Below are 26,519 nucleotides of genomic sequence, written 5' to 3' on the forward strand. Positions count from 1 at the left end.
CGATGAAGCTCTCCGATCTCTCGATCAAGCGGCCGGTGCTGGCCGTGGTGATGAGCCTGCTGCTGATCGTGCTCGGCACGATGTCGTTCCTGCGCCTGACCCTGCGCGAACTGCCGGCCATCGACCCGCCGATCGTCTCGGTGCAAGTGGACTATCCGGGCGCATCGGCCAGCGTGGTGGAAACCCGCATCACCCAGACGCTGGAGGATGCGCTGTCCGGCATCGAGGGCATCAACACCATCGATTCCAGCAGCCAGAACGGCGCCTCGCGGATCAGCATCGAGTTCTACGCCAGCCGCGACATCGAGGCCGCCGCCAACGACGTGCGCAACGCAGTCAGCCGCGTCGCCGACCGCATGCCGGAAGAAGCGGATGCACCCGAGATCAGCAAGGTCGAAAGCGATTCCGACCCGATCATCTGGCTCAACCTGCGCTCGGCCAACATGGACCAGCTGCAGTTGTCCGATTACGCGCAGCGCTACCTGGTCGATCGTTTCTCCAGCCTGCAGGGCGTGGCACAGGTGCGCCTGGGTGGCAGCCAGCGCTATGCGATGCGGGTGTGGCTCGATGGCGACGCGATGGCTGCGCGCGGCCTGACCACCGCCGACATCGAAAGCGCGATGCGCGCGGAAAACGTCGAGCTGGGCGCTGGCCGCATCGAATCGAAGGATCGCGATTTCATCCTCCGCGTGGCGCGCGACTACACCACCGACGCGGCGTTCGCGCAGATGCCGATCGCCAAGGGCGCGGATGGCTACGTGGTGCGCCTCGGCGACGTGGCCAAGGTGGCGCTGGAGTCGTCGGAACGCCGCGCCTACTACCACAGCAACGGCGAACCCGCGCTCGGCATCGGCATCGTCAAGACCTCGACCGCGAACAGCCTGGACGTTGCCGACGAAGCCAAGGCCGAGGCGGATCGGATCCGGCCGACCCTGCCCAAGGGCACCGATATCTACGTCGCCTTCGATACCACCACCTTCATTTCCGCCTCGGTCGAGCGCGTGTACGAAACGCTGCTGGAAGCGGTGGTGCTGGTGCTGATCGTGATCTGGTTGTTCCTCGGCAGCGTGCGCGCCGCATTGATTCCGGCGGTGACGGTGCCGGTGTGCGTGATCGCTTCGTTCATCGCGCTGTACGCGTTCGGCTTCTCGATCAACCTGCTGACCTTGCTCGCGCTGGTGCTGTGCATCGGCCTGGTGGTGGACGATGCCATCGTGGTGGTGGAGAACATCCAGCGTCGCGTGGACCTCGGCGAGCCGCCGCTGGTCGCCGCGCGTCGCGGCACCGCGCAGGTCGCGTTCGCGGTGCTGGCGACGACGGCGGTGCTGGTCGCGGTGTTCCTGCCGGTCGGCTTCCTGCAGGGCAATACCGGCCGCTTGTTCCGCGAGTTGTCGGTGGCGCTGGCGGCGGCGGTGGTGATCTCGGCCTTCGTCGCGCTGACATTGACGCCGATGATGGCGAGCAAGCTGCTGCGTCCGCATACCGGGCCGCATGCGGTCCACGGCAATCGTGTCAGCGAATGGCTCAACGCGCGCTTCGAGCGTTTCGCCGCCGGCTATCGCGGGGTGCTGGATCGCCATGTGCATCGCATCTGGTTGTTCGGCGGGCTGATGCTGGCGGCGGTAATCGCGCTGGTGCTGCTGTTCAAGCTGCTGCCCAGCGAACTTGCGCCCGCCGAGGATCGCGGTTCGTTCCAGTTGATGATGGAAGGCCCGGAAGGTGCGGGCTTCGACTACACCGTCGCGCAGATGAAGCAGGTGGAGGCGATCCTGGCCGGCGAGATCGGCCCGGGCAAGCTGATCGAACGCGCGAATCCGCGCGTGCCCGGCGGCTTCGGCGCCAGCGAGGAAATGCATACCGGCCGCGCCAGCATCTTCCTGGTGGATTGGGACAAGCGCACGCAAAGCACCGCGGAGGTCGCGGCGGACCTCGAGAAGAAATTCGCCGGCCTGACCGGGGTGCGCGTGCGCACGCAAGTCGGCGGCGGGCTGGTGCGCACTCGCGGCCAGCCGTTCCAGATGGTGCTGGGCGGGCCGGATTACGCCGAACTCGCGCAGTGGCGCGACATCATGCTGGCGAAGATGGCGGACAACCCCGGCTTCGTCGGCCCGGATTCGGACTACAAGGAAACCCGGCCGCAGATGCGCGTGGTCGTGGACAAGGCGCGCGCTGCCGACCTGGGCGTGTCCGCCACCGCGATTGGTACTGCGCTTGAAACCATGATGGGCGGCCGCCGCGTGACCACCTTCGTCGACAACGGCGAGGAGTACGACGTGATGCTGCAGGCCGACCGCAAGGGCCGCGCGTCCACGGCGGATCTCGATGCCTTGCAGGCGCGCGCGAAGGACGGTTCGCTGGTGCCGCTGTCCAACCTGGTCACGCTGAAGGAAATCGCCGAACCCGGCACCTACAACCGCTTCAACCGCCTGCGTTCGATCACGCTGAGCGCGCGACTGGCGCAGGATTACCCGCTTGGCGAGGCCGTGGCATGGGCGCAGCAGACTGCGGACGCAAGCCTGCCCGACTATGCGCAGATCAGCTGGAAGGGCGAATCGCGCGAGTTGCAGCAATCGGGCGGCGAGGTGCTGATCACCTTCGCGCTGGCGCTGCTGATCGTGTACCTCGCGCTTGCCGCGCAGTTCGAGAGCTTCCTGCATCCGCTGGTGATCATGCTGACCGTGCCGCTGGGCGTGCTCGGTGCGCTGCTCGGGTTGTGGGTGACCGGCGGCACCATGAACCTGTTCTCGCAGATCGGCATCGTGATGCTGGTCGGGCTCGCGGCCAAGAACGGCATCCTGATCGTCGAGTTCGCCAATCAGTTGCGCGATGCCGGCCGCAGCGTGCATGACGCGATCATCGAAGCCGCAAGCGTTCGCCTGCGCCCGATCCTGATGACCTCTATCGCCACCATCATGGGTGCGCTGCCGTTGGTGATCTTCGGCGGGCCAGGCTCGGCCAGCCGCGGCACCATCGGCGTCGTGGTGGTATTCGGCGTGGCGTTCTCGACGTTGTTGTCGCTGTTCGTGGTGCCGGCGTTCTACGCCTTGCTGGCGAAATACACGCGTTCGCCGGAGGAGCTGGCGCACCAACTGGATACACTGGAAGCCACGACGCCGGAGGCAGGTGGCCATGCATGATTCGGGTTCTCCGTGGAAACCGCGCCCCCGTGGCCAGGTTCCTTCAACCCCGCGTCCGCGAACGGAGCGCGTCGAGCAACCGATGGACGCGCCTGCGAATCCGCAGCGCGAACGTCGCGACATCGAGTTGCGCCTGTATGGCCTGAACGCCGTGCGCGCGGTATTCGCCAAGCGCCCGCAAGCGATCCGCAAGTTGTACCTGCTCGAAGCGCGTATCCCGCAATTGCAGCCGCTGCTGAAGTGGTGCGTCGCCAACCGCGTCGGCTACCGCGTGGTGGAAGAGGGTGATCTGCAGAAGCTCGCCGCCAGCGCACACCACGAAGGCGTGGTGGCCGACGTGCTGCGCGAGGAAGCACAACCATTGACCGCATGGCTGCGCGACTTGCCCGAAGGGCCGCTGTGCGCGCTATGGCTGGATGGCGTGGGCAATCCGCATAACCTCGGCGCGATCCTGCGCAGTGCCGCGCATTTCGGCGTGAGCGCGATCCTGCTGCCCAAGCAATCCACGCTGGCCCTGTCCGGTGCGGCGGCGCGGGTGGCCGAAGGCGGCGCGGAAGCGGTGCCCTTCGTGCGCCTGGGCCGCGACGACAATGCCATCGCGCAATTGCATGGTGCGGGTTTCCAGCTGGCCGCCACCGTGGTGCGTGGCGGCAGCGACCTGTTCAAGGCGAAGCTGCCGGAACGTATCGTCTACGTGCTGGGTGCGGAAGACGAGGGCATGTCTAGCGAACTCGCCGCCGCCTGTGATCTGCGCGTTTCGATCCCGGGCAGCGGCGCGGTGGAAAGCCTCAACGTCGCCTCGGCGACGGCGGTGTTGCTGGCGCAGTGGGCGCGCGATCGATGAACTAAATGCCGCCATCCCGGCGCGTGCCGGGATGGCGATGCCGCCTTACTTGCCGGCTTCGAGCGCCTTAGCCTCGCTGCCGAATCCGCCTTGCGCCTGCGCGGCGAGGTAGGTGAACACCGCATACGCGGCCACGTTCTGCGCCAGGTCCTTCGGGTCGATCTTGTCCAGGGTGTCGTCGGCGTTGTGGTGCAGGTCGAAGTAGTGGGTGCCGTCGTGGCCCAGCCAAGCCCATGCCATGCCGCGCTGGGCCATCGCGCCGATATCGGATTCCGGGTCGCCTTCATTCGGCTTCCATTCGATCCCCAGCGGGGCCAGCACCTGCATGAATTGCTGAATCGCTTCCGGTTGCGCGTCGCGCGCGCTGGAATCGAAGCCGTAGATATGGCCCGCGCCGAAATCGCTTTCCGCGGCGATGACGTGGTTCACCACGTCGCCAGCGTGCTTGTCCGCATACGCGCGGCCGCCGTACAGGCCTTGTTCCTCGTTGGCGAACGCGACCACGCGGATCGTGCGCGCCGGCTTCAGCGGTTTCAGCAACGCGCCGGTGGCCATGGTGATGGCGATGCCGGCGCCATCGTCGATCGCACCAGTGCCGTGGTCCCAGGAATCCAGATGCCCTCCGATCAGCACGACTTCCTTCGGATGCTTGCTGCCGGTGATTTCGCCGATGACATTCTGCGAGGTGTATTCGCCGTCGAACCCGCAATCCAGCGCCAGTTTCACCCGCGTGGGGCCAAGCGCGACCAGACGCGCCAGTTGCGCGGCATCGATGGTCGAAAGCGCGGCGGCGGGAATCGGCGTCAGGCCCCGTTCGTAACGCGTGTTGCCGGTATGTGGCAAGCGCGAGGTCTCGGTGCCGGCCGAACGCATCAGGAAGCCGATGGCACCCTTGTGGATCGCCACCGACGGGCCACCGCCGCGGATGCCGCCGCCGTTGCGGTAATCGTGCCCGTCGCGGAACGGCTGCATCTGGTAATCGACGAAGGCGATCTTGCCGGCCAGCGAGCCATCCGGTGCCGCCTGCAATGCGGCGAGGTCGGGGAAGCGCATGACCTCGCCCTCGACAGTGCCGCCGGCGCTGCCACCGAGTGCGGTCAGCACCAGCTTCTGCGCATGCGTGCCCAGCACTTCGCCGTGCTCGCTGCGGCGCTCCCATTTCGGGAAGGTCACCGGCTCGGTCCACACCTTGTCGTAACCGAGCTGCTTGAACTTGGCTTTCGCCCATGCGACCGCGCGGGCATCGGCCTCACTGCCGGCCACGCGCGGGCCGACTTCGGTGGTCAGCGATTCGACCACCTTCCAGCCGGTGTCGTCCTTCAGCGCGGCATCGCGTAGCTGCGCGGCGCGCGTCATCGAGGCATCGTCAACACGCGTTACAGAGGCGTGGCTGGCCTGTTGCGCCTGCAGCGGAAGCGCAACCAGCAGGGACAAGGCGAAGGCGAGGGCAGTACGGCGCATCGTGCAGTCTCCAGTCGCCAGAAATGACGAAGCCGCAGCGTAGCAGGCTGCGGCTTCGGGTCATGTGCCAGTGGTTGGCCTATTTCTTGAGCGAATCGCGGATCTCGCGCAGCAACAGGACGTCTTCCGGGGTCGCGGCAGGCGCTTCCACGGCAGGCGTGCGCATGCGATTGACCGCCTTGACCACCAGGAAGATGGCGAAGCCGACGATCAGGAACTGCACCACCGCATTGAGGAACGCACCGTAGCCGATGACCACGGCGGGGATTTCCTTGCCGGCGGCATCAAGCGATGCGGCCTTCAGGGTGATCGCCAGCTTGGAGAAGTCGATGCCGCCGATCAGAAGGCCGATGGGCGGCATGATCACGTTGTCGACCAAGGTGGTGACCACCTTGCCGAACGCGGCGCCGATCACCACGCCCACCGCCATGTCGATCACATTGCCCTTGGCGATGAATTCCTTGAACTCGCTCATCATGCCCATCGTGCACTCCTTAGGTATGAGGATTCCCCGTGGGCCGAAGCCTACACCGCCGCAGGCACGATGTGGCCGTCCAATTGCAGCAACGCACCCAGCGTTGCGCGATAGTGATCGCCGGGCCGCAGCGGTGCCACGCCGGCCGGCGTGCCCATGAACACCAGGTCGCCTGCGCGCAGCGCGTACAGCTTCGACAGTTCGTGGAGGATGTCGGCCACGTTCCAGATCAGGTCGCCAAGATCGCCTTGCTGGCGGGTGTCACCATTCACCTGCAACGCGATCCGCGCATGCCCGATATCGCCCGCTTCGGCGATGGGCAGCAATGCGCTGACCGGTGCGGAATGGTCGAAGCCCTTGCCGGTATCCCACGGCAGGCCCTTGGCCTTGGCCGCGGCCTGCAGGTCGCGACGGGTCAGGTCGAGGCCGATGGCGTACCCGAACACCAGCGACATCGCATCGGCGGCATCCAGCACGCCGGCGGGTGCATCGCGGCCCAGCGCGACCACTAGTTCCACTTCGTGTTGCAGGTCGGTCGTACCGGGCGGATAAGGCACCGTGCCATCGACGACGACGGCATCGGCCGGTTTCATGAAAAACACGGGCGTGCCGCGTTCGGCCTTCGATGCAGGTGCCGTGGCCCCCATCTCGCGTGCGTGGTCGGCGAAGTTGCGGCCCACGCAATAGATGCGGCGCACCGGAAACTGGCCGAGCAAGCGGCTGGTGCGATCGCGGACGGGAATGCGCGGCGCGGGTGTGACGGGAACCAAGTCGCCGGTGGCACCTGCCACTTAGCGTGCCAGCGGCAGTTGCGCCTTGCCGACCACGCGGTACGTACCATCGATGCTGCCCGCGCGTGCGCTGCGGGTGATCGGCTTGCCGCGCTGCGACCACAGCCGCCACAGCATGCCGGCGGCAAGCATGGCCACGCCGACGAACAGGCCGAGGAACAACAGCGCCAGCAGCAAGCCGACGCCTACCACGCCCAACACGATGCGCAGCATCGGATGACGCGGACGGCGCGGTGCGGCGAACGAAGCGAAGCGGATGTTGCGGAAAAAAACGGGGCGACGGAATGCGGACATATGCGCGTGGATTCCTGCGGCGTGCGAGCGCCATGACACAATGCCGACAAGTATCCCGGCAGTGCGAGCACGAGTTGTGAGCAGATCGTTAAACCGTGATGGCGACGACCGTTTCCCGAGCACCCTGCTGCGGTTGGACGCCATGCCGACGGACAGCCTGCATGAGGTCGAGGCGATGGTGGACGGCGATGGCGAGTCGCTGATCCTGCATCGCGATGCGGCCGGCAATGTGCGTGCCTGGCTGAACGTGTGCCCGCACGCGGGGCGTCGCCTGGATTGGGCGCCGGGGCAGTTCCTGCGCAGCAAGGACGGCCTGCTGGTGTGCGCGGTGCACGGCGCCAGCTTCGAGCTGCGGGGCGGCGGTTGCGTGGGCGGCCCGTGTCGTGGCGAATCGCTGCGCGAGGTCGCGGTGGAGGTGCGCGATGGCGAAGTCCGCCTGCGCGAAACCCGCACCTAGTACAACAGGTTGATCACCACCACGATCACCGCGAGGTAGATCAGCGACATCGGCCCGCCAACGCGCCACAGGTCGCGGCTGGTGTAGTTGGCGGGGCCGGTGATCATCGACATCACTGGGTTGGAGACGGTCATCAGGTTGTTGGAGGCGGACAATGCCACGATCAATGCAAACGCGGTGGGGTCGCCTCCGGCGGCCAGCGCGATATTGATCGCGATCGGCACCATGATGATGGTCGCGCCGACATGGCTGATCGCCAGCGAAAACGCGGTGGTCAGCAAACCGATCAATATTTGCAGCAGCCATAGCGGAATGCCGTCTGGCAGCTGCTGCAAGCTATGGCCTGCCACCCATGCAGCGGCACCACTGGAATCCATCGCCCAGCCCAACGGGATCAGGCAGGCCATCAGGAATACGGTCTTCCAGCTGATCGCGGCGTAGGCCTCGTCGATGTTGATCACGCCGGCCACCAGCATGCCGGCCACGCCGGTCATCAGCGCGATCGGCACCGGGATCTTCGAGCTCAGCGCCAGCAGCATGGAAATCGCGAAGATCGTCATCGCGATCTTGAATTTGTGCGGGCGCTGCTCGCCCTTCGGGTAGTCGGTGACCACCACGAAGTCCTTGCCCTTGGCGGCCTGCGCCAGGTCGGTCCAGATGCTGTGCAACACCAGCATGTCGCCAGCGCGGATCGGCGTGCTGCGCACGTCCGCGCGCAGCACGTCCTTGTCGCGGTTGATCGCCAGCAGGCTGATGCCGAGCTGTTTGCGCAGGCGCAGTTGCGCGGAGGTCTTGCCGATGAAGCCGGAGGTCGGCGGCACCACGGCTTCGGAAATACCCGCTCGGCTGGGGTTGAACAGGTCGCCGAAGGTGCGCAGCCGCGACGACAGTCGCAGGAAATTGTTCTGCGCGAAGTCGGTGACTTGCTCCTTCGCACCCATCATGCCGAGTACGCTGCCGACCCAGATCCGCGCGTCCGCCGGTGGCGACAGCCGCGATTCCTCGCCCGTGCGCAGCGCCAGCAGCAACGGCGCGCCCGGCATGGTTTCGGTATCGCCCACGCTCATGCCGACCAGCGGGCTGTCGGCGGTGACCGTGAGTTCGTACACGTCACCGTCGATGCCGTAGGCACGAGCGAAATAACTCTGCGTGCGCGACGGAGTGACCGCGTCGCCTTCGTCCTCGCGCAATCGCCTGCTACCGAAGAAGTGGAAGTAGGCCAGCGAGGCGGCGAGCAGGCACAAACCGATCGGCATCGGCGCGAACATGTTCAGCGGTTCCAGCGTGGCCGCGCCCGAGGGCAGGTTGGCATTGGCGGCCACCAGCAAGTCGTTGAGCAGGATCAGCGGCGAGTTGCCGACCATGGTCAGGCCGCCGCCCATCACGATCGCCGCCGCCAGCGGCAGCAGCATGCGCGACAGGGTCAGGCCGGTGCGCGAGGACAGTCGCGAGGCCACCGGCAGGAACAGCGACATCACCGAGGGATTCTGCATGATCGAGCTGGTCAGGCCGGCCATGCCGGTGGTCAGCAGCAGCAGGCGCGATTCGACGCCATGCGCGCGCCGCAGCAGCCAGCCGGACAGCCGGTTGAGTGCACCGGTGCGATCCAGCCCCGCGCCCAGGATCATGGTGGCGATGATGCTCATCACCGCGTTGCCGGAGAAACCGCCGAACAGGTCTTCGCGCGGCACCAGCCCGGTGAGGCCCAGCACCACCAGCACCACCAGCGCGACCACGTCGGCGCGGATGCGCTCGAACAGGAACATCACCATCGTGAAGAACACCAGCCCGAGCACCAGCTCCATGTCGGTGGTGAGCGTCAGCGTGGTATCCATGTCGTGCCGTGCGTTCCTTTGCTGTCAGCAGCGGTCGTACAGCAGGTCCCAGACGCCGTGGCCCAGCTTCTGGCCGCGGGTTTCGAAATGCGTCTGCGGGCGCCAGTCCGGCCGTAGCACCGTCCCGCGCAAGCCTGCGCGGTTGGCGATGCCGACGGTCGCGTCCAGTACGTCCCACATCTGCTCGGCATAGTCCTGCCAATCGGTGGCGAGGTGCAAGCGCCCGTCCGCGGCCAGCTTGCGCACCAGCAACGCGGCGAACTCGGCATTCACCAGCCTGCGCTTGTTATGGCGCTTCTTGTGCCAGGGGTCGGGGAAGTAGATGCGGATCTCGTCCAGCGCGCCATCGGCGACTTCGCGCTCCAGCACTTCCACCGCATCATGGTGATAGAGCTTCGCATTGCGTGCATCGTCCGTCGCCAGCGCGTTGAGCAGGCGGCCGACGCCGGGGGCATGCACTTCGATGCCGATATGGTCGCGATCCGGATCGCGCTGCGCGGAGTAGCGGAACGCTTCACCGTTGCCGAAGCCGATTTCCAGGATGCGCTTTGCCTTGCGCCCGAACGCGGCATCGAAATCGCGCGGCGTGCCGGTGTAATTCAAACCGAAACGCGGCCACAGTTCGTCGAACGCACGCTGTTGCGCCTCGGTGAAGCGGCCCTGGCGCAGCACGAAGCTGCGCACCTTGCGGTGGCCTTCCTCGATGGTGAACGGCTTCGGCGGTGACTTGGCGCCGGCGCTGGAAAACGGATCGGACATCTCAGCCGATCAACCCGTCGACCGGCGACGAGGCACTGGCATAGCGTTTGCGCGGAATGCGTCCAGCCTTGAACGCGGCGCGGCCGGCTTCCACCGCCAGCTTCATCGCATGCGCCATCAGCACCGGATCCTTCGCGCCGGCGATCGCGGTGTTCATCAGCACGCCATCGCAGCCCAGCTCCATCGCGATGGCCGCGTCCGAAGCAGTGCCCACGCCGGCATCGACGATGATCGGCACCTTCGCGCTTTCGATGATCTCGATCAGGTTGTACTTGTTCTGCACGCCAAGACCGGATCCGATCGGCGCCGCCAGCGGCATCACCGCCACGCAGCCGATCTCCTCCAGGCGCTTGCACAGGATCGGATCGTCGCTGGTGTAGACCATCACCTCGAAGCCGTCCTTGACCAGCGTTTCGGCGGCGGCGAGTGTGGCTACGACATCGGGGTACAACGTCTTCTGGTCGCCCAGCACTTCCAGCTTGACCAGGTTGTGGCCGTCGAGCAGCTCGCGCGCAAGACGGCAGGTGCGCACCGCGTCGTCGGCGGTGTAGCAGCCTGCGGTGTTGGGCAGGATCGTGTAGCGATCCGGCGGCAACACGTCGAGCAGGTTGGGCTCGCCCGGGTTCTGGCCGATGTTGGTGCGGCGGATGGCGACGGTGACGATCTGCGCGCCGGCGGCATCGGTGGCGCGGCGGGTTTCGTCGAGGTCCTTGAACTTGCCGGTGCCGGTGAGCAGGCGCGAGGCGTAGGGCTTGCCGGCGATGAGGAGGGTGTCGGAATTGGGCGATGCATTCATCGCATTAGTTTAGCCGCCACCCAGCGCATGCACGATCTCGATCTTGTCGCCATCGCGCAGTGCGTGTTCGGCGTGTCGGCCGCGCGGGACGATCTCGCCATTGACCTCCACCGCGACCCGGCGTTCGGCCAGGCGTTCGGCTTCGAGCAAAGCGGTGATGGTGGCACCGGGTTCAAGGCGGCGGGTTTCGCCGTTCAACTGCACGTGGAGTGTCTCGCTCATCTCGGCATTTTCGCCCGTTTTGCCGCAGTTGCGTCGTGCGGCGGCGCAGCTTGTTGTTGTTACTATTTCGTGAAACCATCGGCACCATTCGCCGTCGTACTGTCGGCGACCACCTGAGGAATCCACGATGAAAGCCAAGTTCCGCCGTTCCCTGCTGACCACTGCGCTGGCTCTGGCTGTTCTGCCGGCTGCCGTTCAAGCGACCGACTCGCCGTTCACCAAGACCGTCTTCTTCGGCGACAGCCTGACCGATGGCGGCTTCTTCCGCCCACTGCTTCCCGCCAGCGTGCAGTCTGTGACGGGTCAGTTCACCACCAACCCGGGTTATGTGTGGTCGCAATACCTGGCGGATTACTACGGCAGCAATGCGCAGAGCGCATGGTTCGGTACCGGCGCTGGCACGCGTGACGGTGCTGGCAACAACTGGGCTGTGGGTGGCGCTCGCGTCGGCACGAATTCCGCAGGCGCACTGGGCTACACGCCGTCGATGTCGTCGCAGCTGACCAATTACCTGTCGCGCAATGGCGGCCATGCCGATTCGGGTGCGCTGTACACCGTTTGGGGCGGCGCCAACGACCTGTTCACGATCACCAGCCCGGCGCAGGCCCCGACCGTGATCGGCGCGGCAGTGACCGCACAAGTCGGCATCGTGGGTGCACTGACCCAGGCCGGTGCGCAATACATCCTGGTGCCGACCCTGCCGGATCTCGGCCTGACCCCGTCCTCGCGCGCGGGCGGCGCGGCGGCAATGGCGCAAGGCACCGCGCTGTCCACAAACTACAACACGGCACTGTTCGGGGGGCTGGCCTCAGCCAACCTGCGAGTCATCCCGTTGGATACCTTCCACTTCCTGCAGGAAGTGGTGGCCAACCCGTCGGCGTTCGGCATCACCAACGTCACTGGCACCGCCTGCCAGCCGCAGATCACCGCGCAATCGCTGACCTGCAATCCGACCTCGCTGGTGAATCCGTCCGCACCGAACACCTACCTGTTCGCCGATGGCGTGCACCCGACGAGCGGTGCACACAAGGCATTGGCCGATTACGCCGTCTCGGTGATTGAAGGCCCGCGCCAGATCGCGATCCTGCCGCATTCCGAAGTGGTGGTCGGCCGTGCGCGTGCGGAGATGGTCGATCTCGCCATTACCAGTTTCGACAAGGAAGACGGCATGCGTTGGTGGGCTGACGTGCGCGGCGACCAGCAGCGTTACGACGCCCCGTTCAACTACGACGGCATCGGCCCGGCCGCTTCGTTCGGCATCGGCTGGACCCGCGGCAACCTGGTCTACGGCGGTTTCGCCGGTTATGGCCAGCAGAAAAACGATTTCGGCAACAGTCGCGGCAAGTTCAAGCAGAAGGACGCCGGTCTCGGCGGTTTCGTCGGCTGGCGCAGCGGCGCGTTCTGGGCGAACGGCCAGCTGGGTTGGACCAAGGTCAGCTACGACGTCGATCGCGTCGTGCACCTCGGCCAGGCCACCCGTGTCCACACCGGTTCGCCGGATGGCGACAACCTGAGCGTCGGTGCCAGCGCCGGCTGGAACTTCGAGCATGGCGCGCTGACCCACGGCCCGGTGATTTCGGTGCTGTCCCAGCAGGTCAAGGTCGACGGTTTTGCTGAAAGCGATCCCACCCTGTCCACCTCGCTGGCCTATCCGGAACAGAAGTTCGATTCGCTGATCGGCAGCGCGGGTTGGCAGGCCAGCTACGCGATCAACGACCATGTCCAGCCCTACGCCAAGCTGACCTACGACCGCGAGTTCGAGGATCAGCCGGCGCATGCCTACGCGCAGTCGCAGTCGATGCCGACCACGCTGCCGTACGCGGTGCCGGGCCTGCCGTTCGACGACAGCTACGGCACCCTGGTGTTCGGCGTGCGCAGCAAGCTGCTGGGCCTGGAGACCAACGGCGGCGCCAGCCTGACCGTGGGTCAGAAGGGCGGCAACGATGCAACCTTCTTCCTCAGCGTGGGCCGCAAGTTCTGATCGGCTGATCGCCGCATCGACGCAACGCACGCCATGCGTGCGTTGCGTCGCCCGCGCGGGGCGGCATAGACTTGCCGCGAACGCGGGTGTAGTTCAATGGTAGAACTGCAGCTTCCCAAGCTGCTAGCGTGGGTTCGATTCCCATCACCCGCTCCATATTCGGCAAGCGACGGTAACGGCGGTGTTCCTCGGGATGCCGCCGTTCCTGTCTGGCGGCGACGGAGCGAAGGATGACGGCGATCGCGGTCGGTTGGCGCGAGTGGGTGCTCCTGCCGGAGCTGGGCCTGCCGCGGCTGCGCGCCAAGGTGGATACCGGCGCGCGCAGTTCCGCATTGCACGTCGAGCGGCAGTGGCGTTTCGTCGAAGGCGGCGTGCCGTGGGTCGGCTTCGTGCTGGTGCCGCGGCGGCATGCGGTTGCGGTCGCGGCCAGCGCGGCGGTCGTCGATGAAAGGATGGTGACCGATTCCGGTGGCCATCGAACTTTGCGCGTGTTCGTGCGCACCAAGTTGCGATTGGCCGGGGTCGAACGTGAAATTGAAATCAACCTGGCGGATCGTTGCGGGATGCGCTTCCCGCTGCTGCTGGGGCGCACCGCGCTGGCGGATGCGTTCGTGGTCGATCCCGCCGGTTCGTACCTGCATCGCCGCCGCCGTCGCAGCGCCGAAACCTTGCAACACGCCTGAAACACCCAAGAGCACGCACGCATGAAATTGGCGATCCTCTCCCGCAACGGCAAGCTGTATTCGACCCGGCGCCTGGTCGAGGCCGCGCGCGAACGCGGGCACACGGTGCGCGTGCTGGACCCCTTGCGTTGCTATATGCGGATCAGCAACGACGGCTTCGAGATGCATTACAAGGGCGCGCACATCGCCGGCTACCACGCGGTGATCCCGCGCATCGGTGCGTCGGTCACCCGCTACGGCTGCGCGGTGCTGCGCCAGTTCGAACTGATGGGCAGCCACACGCCGAGCAGCGCCGCGGCGATCGCCCGCGCGCGCGACAAGTTGCGCTGCCACCAATTGCTGGCGGCCGAAGGTATCGGCTTGCCGGTGACGGTGTTCGGCGACAACCCGGACGACACGGTCGACTTGCTGTCGATGCTGGGCCCGCCGCCGCACGTGATCAAGCTCAACGAAGGTACCCAGGGCACCGGGGTGATGCTGACCGAGAAGCTGTCGGCCTCGCGCGGGGTGATCGAAACCCTGCGCGGCCTGTACGCGCATTTCCTGGTGCAGGAATTCATCGGCGAAGCAAAGGGCGCCGACTTGCGCTGCTTCGTGGTGGGCGGCCAGGTAGTCGCGGCGATGCGCCGGCAGGCACCGAAGGGCGATTTTCGCTCCAACCTGCATCGCGGCGGCACCGCCAAGGCGGTGCGCGCCAGCAAGGCCGAGATCGAGACCGCAGTGCGCGCGGCGCAGGTGTTGGGCCTGGGCGTGGCGGGCGTGGACCTGATCCGCAGCAAACGAGGGCCACTGGTGCTGGAAGTGAATTCCTCACCGGGGCTGGAGGGGATCGAATCGGCGACCGGCATCGATGTCGCCGGCCGCATCATCGAACACATCGCCACCGCCATCACGGCCCGGAAACATCATCGCAACACGGATTTGACGGATTCTTAATCGCGGCCTGCGTAGTGTGAACCTGCGGCGCGTCCCCATTCCCCCGGATCAGCGCCGCGCAGGGCAGCAGTGACCTCGGCCCAGGCGTTTCCCCCGCCTGGGCCTTTCTTTGTCCGTGGATCGTTGCCATCGGGTTCCGTGACCGCAACGTCGCTGTGCCAGAATCCCGGAACCCTCACCCCGACCAGCGGTCACAATGAGACCGCGGGAAACCGCAAGGATCAATGCATGCGCATCCTGGTGATCGAAGACAATCCGGACATCGCCGCCAACTTGGGCGACTACCTGGAGGATCGCGGCCATACCGTCGATTTCGCCGCCGACGGCGTGACCGGCCTGCACCTGGCCGTGGTGCACGATTTCGATGCCATCGTGCTCGATCTCAACCTGCCCGGCATGGACGGCCTGGAGGTCTGCCGCAAGCTGCGCAGCGAGGCGCGCAAACAGACCCCGGTGCTGATGCTGACCGCACGCGATTCGCTGGACAACAAACTGGCCGGCTTCGATTCCGGTGCCGACGACTACCTGATCAAGCCGTTCGCGCTGCAGGAAGTGGATGTGCGCCTGGGCGCGCTGGCGCGTCGCGGGCGCGGTCCGCAGGCGCGCGTGCTCAACGTCGGCGATCTGGAATACAACCTGGACACGCTGGAAGTGCGGCGCGAAGGCAAGCTGCTGCAGCTCAACCCGACGGCGTTGAAGATCCTACAGGCACTGATGGAAGCCTCGCCGGCAGTGGTTACCCGGCAGGAGCTGGAAACCCGCGTGTGGGGCGAGGAACTGCCGGATTCTGACTCCCTGCGGGTGCATATCCACGGCCTGCGCGCGATGGTGGACAAGCCGTTCGCCACGCCGATGATCCAGACCCGCCATGGCATCGGCTACCGGATCGCGCCGCCCGATGCCGACGGCTGACGCGTCGCCGGACACGCGCGTTGCGCCCCGTCCTGTGCCGCGCGCGCGGCGACGGCTGCGCACCCGCATCATCCTGTCGTTTGCCCTGCTGGGCCTGAGCCTGACCCTGCTGCTCGCATTTGCGACCAACTGGGTCCGCGGCAAGGTCGAGGAGGACATGATCGCCGACGTGATGAACCGCAATATCAATGCGTACTCGCAGCGGTATTACAACAGCGGCGGGCGCGATATCGGCCTGCCCGTGCAGCAGATGTACGGGCGCGTGGTGTCCAGCGCCAAATTCGAATCCCTGAAGGAAGACCAGCCAGATTGGTACAGCCTGGGCGATGGCATCTGGCCCATGGCCGGCCGCAACGAGGACGGCACGCCCTTCGCCTACAAACTTGCCGTGCGCAAGACGCCGGACACGTGGTTCTTCCTGGCCTACGACATGCAGGAAAGCGTGCGCAGGACCGAGAAGTTCGAGAAGGCGTTGTACATCGTGGTACCGGTGTTCACCCTGTTTTCGCTGTTGCTGGGCTGGTGGTCGGCATCGCGGGTGATGGCGCCGGTGTCCGAGCTTGCGCGCAGGCTGCGGCGCAGCGGCACCAACTCCGACCCGGAAGCGCTGGCGCCGCATTTCGCCGGAGACGAAGTGGGCGAGTTGGCCAAGGCGCTGGACGATTATTCCGATCGCCTGACCGACGTCGTGCAGCGCGACCGCGAATTCAACGCCGACGTCAGCCATGAATTGCGCACGCCGCTGGCGGTGATCCGCGGTGCCGTCGAGCTGCTGCTGTCGAAGCCGGAGCTGGACGAACGCACGCGCACTCGCCTGCAGCGCATCCAGCGCGCGGAGCAGCAATGCACCGACCTGATCAGCGCGTTGCTGCTGCTGTCGCGCAACGAACGAGCAGTGGGCGAATGCGACGTGGCCAAGGTGGCGCAGCAACTGCTCGATAGCCATCGCGCGCAGCTGGCAGGCAAGCCGTTGCAATTACGCCTGGATGGCGAACGCAAGCTGGTGGTGGATGCGCCGGAGTCGGCGGTATCGGTGGCGCTGGGCAACCTGATCGGCAACGCGGTGAAGTACACGCAAAGCGGCGAGGTAATCGTGCGCATGCATGGCAACGCGGTGGACGTCATCGATTCCGGCCCCGGCCTGAGCGCGGAAGACGCCGCCAAGCTGTTCGAGCGCGGTTACCGCGGCACCCATGCCGGCCATTCGCAGGGCGGTGGTATCGGCCTGTCGATCGTGCGCCGGTTGTGCGCGCTGTACGGTTGGGACGTGCAGGTGCGCCCGGGCGAAGAACGTGGGGTGGTGGCGACGCTGCGGTTCTTGCCAGCGTCCTGATGTGGCAGCCCGGATAAGGCCGAAGACCGCATCCGGGGGCGCAGAACCGATTCCGGATGCGTTGTGCTTGTCCGGCTACCGCGGCTTCGACGGCATAATGTGCGGGCATTGTTTTCGAAGGATGTCCGCATGAACACCCCTGCAGCGCTGGCCTACCAGGTCGCCCTTTCCGACCATGTCCGCAGTGATGCGCAACGCATGGCGATCCTTGCCGGCGAACTCGGCTTCGGCAAGGTCTTCACCGACCACATGGTCGCCATCCAGTGGGACAAGGCGAAGGGTTGGCATGACGCGCAAGTTCGCGCCTACGGCCCGCTGGCGCTGGATCCGGCCGCGTCGGTGTTGCACTACGGGCAAGAAATTTTCGAGGGAATCAAGGCCTATCGCCATGACGATGGTTCGATCTGGACGTTCCGTCCCGATGCCAACGGCGCGCGCCTGCAGCGTTCGGCCGCCCGCCTGACCTTGCCGCAGCTGCCGGTGGCCGAGTTCACCGAATCGCTGCGCCGGCTGATCGCCGTCGACCACGCCTGGGTGCCGTCGGCGCCGGAAAGTAGCCTGTATTTCCGCCCCTTCATGATCGCCACCGAAGCGTTTCTGGGCATGCGTGCGGCGCAGGCGGCGGCGTACTACGTCATCGCGAGTCCAGCCGGCGCGTATTTCGCCAAGGGCGTGGCGCCGGTATCGATCTGGCTGTCCGAGGACTATGCGCGCGCCGCCAAGGGCGGCACCGGCGCGGCGAAGTGCGGGGGCAATTACGCCGCTTCGCTGCTGCCGCAGATGGAAGCCCAGGCGCTTGGGTGCTCGCAGGTGCTGTTCCTCGATCCGGTCGAAGGCAAATACCTGGAGGAACTCGGTGGCATGAACGTGTTCCTGGTCTACAAGGACGGCCGCATCGTCACCCCGGAACTCTCAGGCAGCATCCTCGAGGGCATCACCCGCGAAAGCATCCTGCAGCTGGCCCGCGACCGGGGCCTGAAGGTGGAGGAGCGCAAGGTGTCCGTCGACGAGTGGAAGGACGGCGTGGCGTCTGGCGAGATCACCGAGGTGTTCGCCTGCGGCACCGCGGCGGTGATCACCCCGATCGGCGAACTGAAGGGGAATGGCTTCGCGGTGGGCGACATCAACGCACCGGCCGGCGAAGTCACCATGGCGATCCGCAAGGAGCTGACCGACATCCAGTACGGCCGTGCGCCCGACCGCCACGACTGGCTGGTCAAGCTGCGCTAACGGCTCCGTTTACAGGCGCACCCACCAGCAGCCGAGGTTCTTGCGCAGGGCGAACACGGTGCGTGATGGCGTGCTGTTGTTGCCCAGCGTCTGCTCCACGCGCAGGCCGATCAGGTGCGGCTTGCGTGGCGGTTTGCTGACCACGGCGCCGGTGTCCGCGTCGAATTCGACCACGGCGTAGCCGTATTCGTTGGTGCCGCCCGCGTACATCGGTTGCACGTCCACCAATGGGCGCTTGGCGATGGCTTCCAGCCGCGACATCAACCGGTACGCATTGCCGGTCGACATCCCGGCCCAGTCGTATACGCCGGCGATCTGGTTGGCGTCGCCGGACTGGATCGCACTGCTCAGCGAATAGACGAGATCTTGCACGCTGCGCGAACAGCCGCCGCGATACAGGCGTTGCCCGCTGATGCCGACCGCGGCCTGCGAGGCTGGGCGTTCGGTACCGCCGATGTCCGCGCATTGGCGGTCGGTGTACACCAGCGAGCCATCGCTGGCGATGCATTGGCGGACTTGCGCATCGGCCGTGCGCGGCCAACAAGCGCAGGCGAGCAGGAGCGACGCGATAGCGAGGAAACGCAGCATGCATGCAGCCTACGCGCGCCGCATCGATGAAGAAAGTGCGGTCAGCGCAAACGCTGCAGCACGGACAGCGTCGGTTTCGACAGGTTCAGGGTGTAGAAATGCAGCGCGGGCGCGCCGCCGGCGACCAGGCGTTCGCACAACTTGGCGACGAAGTCTGCGGCGAATTCGCGGATGCTGACGGCATCGTCGCCATACGCGCGCATGCGCTGGCCGATCCAGCGCGGGATCTCCGCGCCGCAGGCTTCCGAGAAGCGCTTCAGTTGGCTGAAATTGGAGATCGGCATGATGCCCGGGATGATCGGTACGTCGATGCCCAACGCGCGCGCGTCTTCTACGAAACGGAAATACGCATCCGTGTTGTAGAAATATTGAGTGATTGCGCTGTCAGCACCGGCATCGACCTTGGTCTTGAAGTTGCGCAAATCCACATGCGCGTCATCGGCTTGCGGATGCGTTTCCGGATAGGCCGCGACTTCGATCTTGAAGTGGTCGCCGTGTTCGGCGCGAATCAGGGCGACCAGTTCGCTGGCGTAGCGCAGGTCGCCGCTGCGCACCATGCCGGAAGGCGTGTCGCCACGCAGGGCGACGACGCGATCGCAGCCGAGTGCGCGATACAGCTTGAGCAACTGGCGGATTTCCTCGCGACTGCCCCCCACGCAGGTGATGTGCGGCACGCCGGCAACGCCGTGCTCGCTGCGCAGGCGCTGCACGGTTTCCGGGGTATGGCTGAGGGTGGAGCCACCGGCGCCGAAGGTCACCGACATGAACTGCGGCGCATGCGTCTTCAGCTTCTGCACGCTGCGGTCGAGCTGTGCGCGCTGCTCGTCGGTCTTGGGCGGGTAGAACTCGAAACTGATCGGCAGCATGCGCATGACCTGTGTCGTCGATGCAGTCATTGTATCCATCTCTTCATCCGGATGAAAGAATTAATTCATTTCCGGGTTCGATCCGTCTTGACCATGCGATTGGCTTATCGCATGGTTGAGCGAGGGGGGAACACATGCAGGAACGCACGGGCGGCGCGGCACCGACAGTGATGGCGGCGCCTCGCTTGTCGCAGGAGTTGGCCGACACACTGCTGCGCCTGCGCCTTGGTGGTCCGTTCTATGTGCTGTTGTGGTTGCTGGCGGGGAGCGCAAGTGGCCTATGGCACCAGGCCCGTGGGCCGTTCCTGCTGATAGCGGCCGTGTTCGCCGTGTTGGTGGCCGTTCGCTTCCGCATCCACGGGCTTCCAGCGGAGGCCGGCGAAGTGGCCGTGCGCCGACGCCTGGATCGGATCTGGGCGTTGTTGTTGATCAATGCAGGGGTCTGGGGTGCCGCCAGTGCGTGGCTGCTGATGGTCACTCCGAACGAGAGCGCACGCACGGTCGCCGCGATCAGTTCCTATGCCTTCTCGACCGCCTTCGCCCACAACTATTCGATGCGGCAGGGGCGGGCATTGCTCGCCGTGCTGCTGACCTCCCTGCCCACGCTGGTCGCCTTCATCGCCAATGGGTCGCGCTACCAGCTGGTGGCGGTCAGCGTGCTGTACCTGCTTTACATCTTGCTGGCGCTGCGCCGCAGCCATGGCGAGTACCTGCAACGACTCGACCTGGAGGACGAGTTGCGCGAGCAGCGCGACCTGTTCGAACAGCAGAGCCGGCGCGACGGTTTGACCGGCCTTGCCAACCGGCGCCGGTTCGCCTCGGTGCTGGTGGAATGGATGGCGCTGGCGCATGCCGGACAGGCGCGTCTTGCGCTGCTGATCTTCGACATCGATCACTTCAAGGCGATCAACGATCGCCATGGGCATGCGGTGGGCGATGCCTGCCTGACCGCGCTTGCCGACGAGCTGCGGCAAGCGTTTCCCTTGGCGGAAACCGAGCTGACGGCGCGGCTGGGCGGCGAGGAGTTCGGTGTGCTCCTGCGCGATGCCGCGCCAGGCGATGCGATGAGGCGTGCGGAGCAGTTCCGTCGCCGGCTTGCGGAACATGCACTTGCCATGCGAGCGGGCGAAGTCCGTATCCGCGTCAGTGCCGGCGTGGCCGAATACGATCCGCGGCGCGATGTCGATGGCGACGCGTTCTACCACGCCGCCGACATCGCGCTGTATCGCGCCAAGGCAAGCGGGCGCAACGCGGTGGAGGTCGCGGAAGCCGGCTGAACGCGCGATGCCGAACGAAAACGGGCGCCTTGCGGCGCCCGTTTTCGTATCGCCCGTGTTGCTGCGATCAGTAGCGGTAGTGCTCCGGCTTGTACGGGCCTTCGACCGCCACGCCCAGGTAGTCGGCCTGTTCCTTGCTGAGCTTGGTCAGCTTCACGCCGATCTTCTCCAGGTGCAGTCGCGCCACTTCCTCGTCCAGCTGCTTCGGCAGGATGTAGACCTTCGGGTCGTAGAAGTCCTTGTTCGCCCACAGGTCGATCTGCGCCAGCGTCTGGTTGGAGAAGCTGTTGCTCATCACGAAGCTCGGGTGGCCGGTGGCGCAGCCCAGGTTCACCAGGCGGCCTTCGGCGAGCAGGAAGATCGCGTTGCCGTTGGCAAACGTGAACTTGTCCACCTGCGGCTTGATGTTGGTCTTCACCGCGCCGCTGGCATACAGCGCATCGACCTGGATCTCGTTGTCGAAGTGGCCGATGTTGCAGACGATGGCCTGGTCCTTCATCACCTGCATGTGCTGCAGGGTGATGATGTCCTTGTTGCCGGTGGTGGTGACGTAGATGTCGGCGCGGCCGAGGGTGTCCTCGAGCGTGGTGACTTCATAGCCTTCCATCGCCGCCTGCAACGCGCAGATCGGGTCGATCTCGGTGACGATCACGCGGGCGCCGTAGGCACGCAGCGAGGCCGCCGAACCCTTGCCCACGTCGCCATAACCGCAGACCACCGCGACCTTGCCGGCCAGCATCACGTCGAGCGCGCGCTTCAGGCCATCGGCCAGCGATTCGCGGCAACCGTACAGGTTGTCGAACTTGGACTTGGTGACCGAGTCGTTGACGTTGATCGCGGGCACCAGCAGCTTGCCTTGCTCGGCGATCTGGTACAGGCGGTGCACGCCGGTGGTGGTCTCTTCGGAAACGCCCTTCCAGTCCTTGACCACACGGGTCCAGAAGCCGGGGCGCTCGGCGGCCACGCGCTTGAGCAGGTTCTTGATGATCTGCTCTTCATGGCTGCCCGAAGCGGAATTCACCCAGCTGTCGTCGCCCTGTTCCAGCTCGTAACCCTTGTGGATCAGCAGGGTGACGTCGCCGCCATCGTCGACCACCAGTTCCGGACCGGTCTGGGTGCCGTCGGCCAGGGTGAAGGTCAGCGCGTCCAAGGTGCAGTCCCAGTATTCCTCCAGCGACTCGCCCTTCCAGGCGAATACCGGGGTGCCGGTGGCGGCGATGGCCGCGGCGGCATGGTCCTGCGTGGAGAAGATGTTGCAAGAGGCCCAGCGCACGTCGGCGCCGATGTCCTTCAGCGTCTCGATCAGCACGGCAGTCTGGATGGTCATGTGCAGCGAGCCGGTCACGCGCACGCCCTTGAGCGGCTTGGTGGTGGCGTGCTTCTTGCGGATCGACATCAGGCCAGGCATTTCGTGCTCGGCGATGTCGAGTTCCTTGCGGCCCCAATCGGCCAGGGTGATGTCGGCGACCTTGTAGTCGCCTTCGGTGGAGAAGGTCTTGAGTTGTGCGTTCATGGTGTTGCTCCGTTGTCGGGAGTCCGTGTCGGGACTCGCAGTAACGGGCGCCGTTGCATCGTTCGCTGCCATCGAGCCTGTTCCCTTGCATCGCGTGCCGGGCTTGCAGCGCCCCTCGATGGAGCAGGGCGCGCGGCATTGCACCGCGCGCCCGATTTCGTGTCGCTTGTTACAGCTTCGCGGCCTTCTTCAGCTCGGCGGCCTTGTCGGTCTTCTCCCACGAGAAGGTGGTGGCCTTGTGCTTCTTGCCGGCGCCGTCGGTGTAGCTGATTTCCTTCGGCTTGCGGCCGAAGTGGCCGTAGCTGGCGGTCGGCTGGTAGATCGGGTGCTCCAGATCCAGCATCTTGGTGATGCCGTACGGGCGCAGGTCGAAGTGGGCGCGGATCAGCTTCTCGATGGTGTCGTCGCTGACCTTGCCGGTGCCGAAGGTGGTGACCGAGATCGAGGTCGGCTCGGCCACGCCGATGGCGTAGGAAACCTGCACTTCGCACTTGTCGGCCAGGCCGGCGGCGACGATGTTCTTCGCCACGTAGCGCGCGGCATAGGCCGCCGAACGATCCACCTTGGACGGATCCTTGCCGGAGAACGCGCCGCCGCCATGGCGGGCCATGCCGCCGTAGCTGTCGACGATGATCTTGCGGCCGGTCAGGCCGCAATCGCCCACCGGGCCACCGATCACGAACTTGCCGGTCGGATTGATGTGTACCTTGTTCTTCGGCAGCGCTTCCAGCCACTTCTTCGGCAGCACCGGCTTCAGGATTTCGTCGTAGACGGCTTCGACCAGGTGCTTCTGCTTGACGTCCTCGTCGTGCTGGGTGGACAGCACCACGGCGTCGAGGCCGACGATGTCGTGGCCGTCGTAGCGCAGGGTGACCTGCGACTTCGCATCCGGGCGCAGCCACTTCAGCTTGCCGTTCTTGCGCACCTTGGCCTGTTGCTCGACCAGGCGGTGGCTGTAGTACAGCGGCGCGGGCATGTGCTCCGGCGCCTCGTTGCAGGCATAGCCGAACATCAGGCCCTGATCGCCCGCGCCCTGTTCCTCGGGCTTCTTGCGGTCCACGCCCTGGTTGATGTCCGGCGACTGCTTGCCGAGCATGTTGATGATCGCGCAGGTATGACCGTCGAAGCCGACGCTGGAATTGTCGTAGCCGATGCCGTTGATCACGTTGCGCGCCAGCGCCTCGATGTCCACCCATGCGGAGGTGGTGACTTCACCGGCGACGATGGCGGCACCGGTCTTGACCATGGTTTCGCATGCGACGCGCGCGCGCTTGTCCTGCGCGAGGATCGCATCGAGCACCGCGTCCGAGATCTGGTCGGCGATCTTGTCCGGATGGCCTTCGGAGACCGATTCGGAGGTGAACAGGTAGCTGGACATCGACTTTATATCCTTCAATCTGGATGAAAAGATGGCCGCGCATGATACAGCCTTGCGGGCAGGCGTGCATCTTGCGGCAAAACGGCGTAGCGGGGTGTTGATCTGGCGTTAAGCGGGTGTCGTCATGTGGCTGCAACAGCGGTGCAATCCGGACGTCGCATGCGCCATGCAGGCTGCCGGCCAACCCGGCACGTAGCGCCCGCGATGATCCAGCTAGAGCAACGCCTGCAGCAGCGATTCCCGCAATGGTTCCGTGGTCGCCGGGCCGCCATCGCCAAGCCGTTGCTGCGCGGGATCGAGCGCTGGTCGCGGCTGGACGTGATAGACGCCTTCCTGGCCGCCAACCGGACGGTGCGCGGCTTCGCCTTAATCGCGGCGGCGTTGCAGTTCCTCGGTGCCCGCTATGAGGTGGACGACGCCGCGCTGGCGCGAATCCCCGCGCAGGGCCGCCTGCTGGTCATCGCCAACCATCCCAGCGGCGCGCTGGATGCATTGGCTTTGCTGGATGCGGTTGGCAAGGTGCGGCGCGACGTGCGGATCGTGGCCAACGATGTCCTGTCGGCGCTCGACAACATCGGCGAGCTGTTGCTGCCGGTGCGCATCCTCGGTGGGCGGCCGAGCGCGGACAGCCTGCGCGCGGTCGACGCGGCGCTGGCGCGCGGCGAGTGCGTGATCGTGTTCCCGGCCGGCGAGGTCTCCCGGCTCGGGCCGCGCGGCGTGCGCGATACCCGCTGGCGACGCGGCTTCCTGCGCTTCGCCCGCGCCTGCGATGCACCGGTGCTGCCGGTGCGCATCCAGGCGCGCAATTCGGCGCTGTTCTATGGCGCGTCGGCCCTGTTCAAGCCGGCCGGCACTGCATTGCTGGCGCGCGAGATGTTCGCCCGCCGCGCGCGGCGGATCGTGTTGCGGGTCGGGCAGCTGCGACGCATTCCAAGCGATGTCGATGGCGCAGCCGTGCTCAAGGCCATCCGCCGCGAGCTGTACGCGATCGGCACCCGCAACGAACGCAGCGTGCCCGTGAACGAAGCTGGGCCGGAGCCGATCGCCGATGCGATCGATCCCGCCGTGGTGCGTGCCGGCATCGATGCGATGCATTCGCTCGGCGCGACCAGCGACGGCAAGCAGATCCGTGTCGGTGCGCTGTCAGCCGATGCGCCGTTGCTGCGCGAGATCGGCCGCCTGCGCGAGCTGACCTTCCGCGCGGTGGGCGAGGGCACCGGCCGCAGCCTGGACGTGGATGCCTGGGACAGCTGGTACGAGCACATCGTGCTGTGGGACGACGCGGCGTCGAAGATCGCCGGCGCCTACCGCATCGCCCGCGGCGCGCCGGTGCTGGCGGCGCACGGCATCCGCGGCCTGTACACGGCTTCGCTGTTCGACTACGCGGATGACGCGATCGCGCGCATCGCGCAGGGCATGGAACTCGGGCGCAGTTTCGTCGCGCCGGAGTACTGGGGCGGCCGCAGCATCGACTACCTGTGGCAGGGCATTGGTGCTTACCTGCGCGCGTATCCGAAGGTGCGTTACCTGTTCGGTGCGGTCTCGATCAGCGCCGCATTGCCAGTTACTGCTCGCGAGCAGATCGCCGCGCACTACGCGCATTACTTCGGTGCCTCCGGCGAGGCGATCTCGAAGCGGCCATTCGCCTACGGGGCCACGATGCCGCACGACGCGGCGATGGACGCGGACACTGCGTTCCGCGTACTGAAGGCGAACCTGGATGCGCTCGGTGCGCAGGTGCCGATGCTCTACAAGCAGTACACGGAGCTGTGCGAACCCGGCGGCGCGCGTTTCCTCGCGTTCGGCGTCGATCCCGATTTCAGCGATGCGGTGGACGGCCTGATCGAAGTCGACATCCAGCGCATGCGGGCGAAGAAGCGCCAGCGTTACCTCGGCGAGACGCCGCACGGCATCGAGGCGGTGGCATGAGCCCGCTCGCCGCGTCGCCGATGCGTCGCGCGGTGTTCATCTCCGACGTGCACCTGGGCTCGCGCCACTGCCATGCGGCGGAACTCGCGGCGTTCCTTTCCACCCTCCGCTGCAAGCGCCTGTACCTGGTCGGCGACATCATCGACCTGTGGTGGATGGCGCAGCGGCGCGCGTTGTGGGGCAGCACGCAGAACGGCGTGGTCGAGGCGCTGCATGCCTTGCGCCGCGCCGGCGCCGAGATCATCTACATCCCCGGCAACCACGACCGCCCGATCCGCAGGTTCTGCGGCCTCGCCCTGCCGGCGATGCAGGTGCGCCGCCGCGCGATCCACGTCACCGCCGATGGCCGCCGCCTGCTGGTCGTGCACGGCGACGAGTTCGACAACATCACCCACTTCGGCACCTTGCAGGAAAAGTTCGGCGACTGGCTGTACTACCGCATCCTCACCGGCAACAAGCTGCTGAACTTCGTCCGCGCCCGCTGCGGTTTGCGCTACTGGTCGCTGTCGGAATTCCTCAAGCGGCGCAGCGGCGCGGCGGAGCGCTACATCGGCCGCTTCGTGCAGGCCTGCCTGGACGATGCGAAGCGCCGCGGACTGGACGGTATCGTCTGCGGCCATATCCACCGCGCCGCGCTGGTGCAGCGCGATGGCCTGGTCTACGCCAACGACGGCGATTGGGTGGAAAGCCTGAGTGCGTTGGTCGAGGAAGCGGACGGCACCCTGCGGCTGCTCACGCATGGCGGCGAAGTGCTGGCGGAGCTTCCGTCGTGCCTGCGCCTGTTGGCGGACGAACCATTGCAGTGCGCAGCGTGACCCGCGG

24 protein-coding genes, 1 tRNA gene and 1 riboswitch are annotated in these 26,519 nt (G+C 66.1%); of the genes, 13 read left to right on the forward strand and 12 right to left on the reverse strand.

The window, feature by feature from the left end:
- Positions 1-2 precede the first annotated feature (2 nt).
- Positions 3-3,137: an efflux RND transporter permease subunit gene (locus G7079_RS03840; RefSeq protein ID WP_166055730.1), complete on the forward strand. Its 3,135-nt coding sequence runs from the start codon at positions 3-5 to the stop codon at positions 3,135-3,137.
- On the forward strand, positions 3,130-3,981 hold the full coding sequence (locus G7079_RS03845) for a TrmH family RNA methyltransferase (protein WP_166055733.1): 852 nt from the start codon (positions 3,130-3,132) through the stop codon (positions 3,979-3,981). Before G7079_RS03840 ends, G7079_RS03845 begins: the two co-directional genes overlap by 8 nt.
- Positions 3,982-4,026: 45 nt before the next feature.
- Here G7079_RS03845 and G7079_RS03850 read toward each other — a convergent pair whose 3' ends face one another.
- The 4 genes from G7079_RS03850 to G7079_RS03865 all read right to left on the reverse strand — a co-directional run bounded on the left by G7079_RS03850 (position 4,027) and on the right by G7079_RS03865 (position 7,002).
- The gene (locus tag G7079_RS03850) at positions 4,027-5,442 is read right to left on the reverse strand and encodes a M28 family peptidase (protein WP_166055735.1); all 1,416 of its coding nucleotides are present in this window, start codon (positions 5,440-5,442) and stop codon (positions 4,027-4,029) included.
- Between the two features lie 79 nt (positions 5,443-5,521).
- A complete protein-coding gene (mscL, locus tag G7079_RS03855) occupies positions 5,522-5,926 on the reverse strand; it encodes a large-conductance mechanosensitive channel protein MscL (RefSeq protein ID WP_166055737.1) in 405 nt (134 codons plus the stop codon).
- A gap of 41 nt (positions 5,927-5,967) precedes the next feature.
- Positions 5,968-6,708 carry a fumarylacetoacetate hydrolase family protein gene (locus G7079_RS03860; RefSeq protein WP_166055739.1) on the reverse strand — a complete coding sequence of 247 codons (741 nt, stop codon included), beginning with the start codon at positions 6,706-6,708 and terminating at the stop codon, positions 5,968-5,970.
- The gene (locus tag G7079_RS03865) at positions 6,709-7,002 is read right to left on the reverse strand and encodes a hypothetical protein (RefSeq protein ID WP_166055741.1); all 294 of its coding nucleotides are present in this window, start codon (positions 7,000-7,002) and stop codon (positions 6,709-6,711) included.
- Between the two features lie 142 nt (positions 7,003-7,144).
- Here G7079_RS03865 and G7079_RS03870 point away from each other — a divergent pair, with 142 nt between their 5' ends.
- On the forward strand, positions 7,145-7,459 hold the full coding sequence (locus G7079_RS03870) for a Rieske 2Fe-2S domain-containing protein (RefSeq protein WP_206203263.1): 315 nt from the start codon (positions 7,145-7,147) through the stop codon (positions 7,457-7,459).
- On the opposite strand, the gene G7079_RS03875 is transcribed toward G7079_RS03870, so the two are convergent.
- From G7079_RS03875 to thiS, 4 genes are read right to left on the reverse strand one after another with little or no spacing between them, the layout of a single operon-like run.
- Positions 7,456-9,294, reverse strand: coding sequence for an SLC13 family permease (locus tag G7079_RS03875; protein WP_166055745.1), 1,839 nt, complete (start codon positions 9,292-9,294; stop codon positions 7,456-7,458). The genes G7079_RS03870 and G7079_RS03875 overlap by 4 nt on opposite strands.
- A gap of 24 nt (positions 9,295-9,318) precedes the next feature.
- Positions 9,319-10,053, reverse strand: a complete 735-nt coding sequence (trmB, locus tag G7079_RS03880; RefSeq protein ID WP_166055747.1) for a tRNA (guanosine(46)-N7)-methyltransferase TrmB — start codon at positions 10,051-10,053, stop codon at positions 9,319-9,321.
- Position 10,054: 1 nt separating this feature from the next.
- Complete coding sequence (locus tag G7079_RS03885; protein ID WP_166055749.1) at positions 10,055-10,849, reverse strand: thiazole synthase; 795 nt, start codon at positions 10,847-10,849, stop codon at positions 10,055-10,057.
- A 9-nt stretch (positions 10,850-10,858) separates the two neighbouring features.
- The gene (thiS, locus tag G7079_RS03890) at positions 10,859-11,071 is read right to left on the reverse strand and encodes a sulfur carrier protein ThiS (RefSeq protein ID WP_166055751.1); all 213 of its coding nucleotides are present in this window, start codon (positions 11,069-11,071) and stop codon (positions 10,859-10,861) included.
- A gap of 154 nt (positions 11,072-11,225) precedes the next feature.
- Here thiS and G7079_RS03895 point away from each other — a divergent pair, with 154 nt between their 5' ends.
- From G7079_RS03895 to G7079_RS03925, 7 genes are all read left to right on the forward strand, one after another.
- Positions 11,226-13,052 (forward strand): autotransporter domain-containing protein, encoded by a 1,827-nt coding sequence (locus G7079_RS03895; RefSeq protein ID WP_206203264.1) that lies wholly within the window; start codon positions 11,226-11,228, stop codon positions 13,050-13,052.
- An 82-nt stretch (positions 13,053-13,134) separates the two neighbouring features.
- Positions 13,135-13,208 (forward strand) — tRNA-Gly (locus tag G7079_RS03900).
- A 74-nt stretch (positions 13,209-13,282) separates the two neighbouring features.
- A complete protein-coding gene (locus G7079_RS03905; RefSeq protein ID WP_166055755.1) occupies positions 13,283-13,735 on the forward strand; it encodes a RimK/LysX family protein in 453 nt (150 codons plus the stop codon).
- A gap of 21 nt (positions 13,736-13,756) precedes the next feature.
- Positions 13,757-14,671 carry a 30S ribosomal protein S6--L-glutamate ligase gene (gene rimK / locus G7079_RS03910; protein WP_166055757.1) on the forward strand — a complete coding sequence of 305 codons (915 nt, stop codon included), beginning with the start codon at positions 13,757-13,759 and terminating at the stop codon, positions 14,669-14,671.
- A 228-nt stretch (positions 14,672-14,899) separates the two neighbouring features.
- Entirely contained in the window at positions 14,900-15,583 is a 684-nt protein-coding gene (locus G7079_RS03915; protein WP_166055759.1) for a response regulator transcription factor, read from the forward strand.
- The gene (locus tag G7079_RS03920; RefSeq protein WP_166055761.1) at positions 15,570-16,916 is read left to right on the forward strand and encodes a HAMP domain-containing sensor histidine kinase; all 1,347 of its coding nucleotides are present in this window, start codon (positions 15,570-15,572) and stop codon (positions 16,914-16,916) included. Before G7079_RS03915 ends, G7079_RS03920 begins: the two co-directional genes overlap by 14 nt.
- 129 nt (positions 16,917-17,045) lie before the next feature.
- Positions 17,046-18,146 carry a branched-chain amino acid aminotransferase gene (locus G7079_RS03925; RefSeq protein ID WP_166055763.1) on the forward strand — a complete coding sequence of 367 codons (1,101 nt, stop codon included), beginning with the start codon at positions 17,046-17,048 and terminating at the stop codon, positions 18,144-18,146.
- A gap of 9 nt (positions 18,147-18,155) precedes the next feature.
- On the opposite strand, the gene G7079_RS03930 is transcribed toward G7079_RS03925, so the two are convergent.
- Together G7079_RS03930 and metF are read right to left on the reverse strand one after the other, a co-directional pair.
- A complete protein-coding gene (locus G7079_RS03930; protein WP_166055765.1) occupies positions 18,156-18,734 on the reverse strand; it encodes a hypothetical protein in 579 nt (192 codons plus the stop codon).
- Positions 18,735-18,775: 41 nt separating this feature from the next.
- Positions 18,776-19,600: a methylenetetrahydrofolate reductase [NAD(P)H] gene (metF, locus tag G7079_RS03935; RefSeq protein ID WP_166057826.1), complete on the reverse strand. Its 825-nt coding sequence runs from the start codon at positions 19,598-19,600 to the stop codon at positions 18,776-18,778.
- A gap of 134 nt (positions 19,601-19,734) precedes the next feature.
- On the opposite strand from metF, the gene G7079_RS03940 reads away from it, so the two are divergent.
- Positions 19,735-20,877 (forward strand): GGDEF domain-containing protein, encoded by a 1,143-nt coding sequence (locus G7079_RS03940; RefSeq protein ID WP_166055767.1) that lies wholly within the window; start codon positions 19,735-19,737, stop codon positions 20,875-20,877.
- Positions 20,878-20,944: 67 nt separating this feature from the next.
- On the opposite strand, the gene ahcY is transcribed toward G7079_RS03940, so the two are convergent.
- On the reverse strand, positions 20,945-22,390 hold the full coding sequence (gene ahcY / locus G7079_RS03945) for an adenosylhomocysteinase (protein ID WP_166055770.1): 1,446 nt from the start codon (positions 22,388-22,390) through the stop codon (positions 20,945-20,947).
- 38 nt (positions 22,391-22,428) lie between these two features.
- Positions 22,429-22,513, reverse strand: a riboswitch (S-adenosyl-L-homocysteine riboswitch).
- A gap of 46 nt (positions 22,514-22,559) precedes the next feature.
- Entirely contained in the window at positions 22,560-23,768 is a 1,209-nt protein-coding gene (gene metK, locus G7079_RS03950; RefSeq protein WP_166055772.1) for a methionine adenosyltransferase, read from the reverse strand.
- A gap of 204 nt (positions 23,769-23,972) precedes the next feature.
- Between metK and G7079_RS03955 the strand changes: the two genes are divergently transcribed.
- Together G7079_RS03955 and G7079_RS03960 are read left to right on the forward strand one after the other, a co-directional pair.
- Positions 23,973-25,697 carry a lysophospholipid acyltransferase family protein gene (locus tag G7079_RS03955; RefSeq protein ID WP_166055773.1) on the forward strand — a complete coding sequence of 575 codons (1,725 nt, stop codon included), beginning with the start codon at positions 23,973-23,975 and terminating at the stop codon, positions 25,695-25,697.
- Positions 25,694-26,512 (forward strand): UDP-2,3-diacylglucosamine diphosphatase, encoded by an 819-nt coding sequence (locus tag G7079_RS03960; protein ID WP_166055777.1) that lies wholly within the window; start codon positions 25,694-25,696, stop codon positions 26,510-26,512. Before G7079_RS03955 ends, G7079_RS03960 begins: the two co-directional genes overlap by 4 nt.
- Positions 26,513-26,519: the final 7 nt, after the last annotated feature.

It is taken from the genome of Thermomonas sp. HDW16 (assembly GCF_011302915.1).
GTDB lineage: Bacteria > Pseudomonadota > Gammaproteobacteria > Xanthomonadales > Xanthomonadaceae > Thermomonas.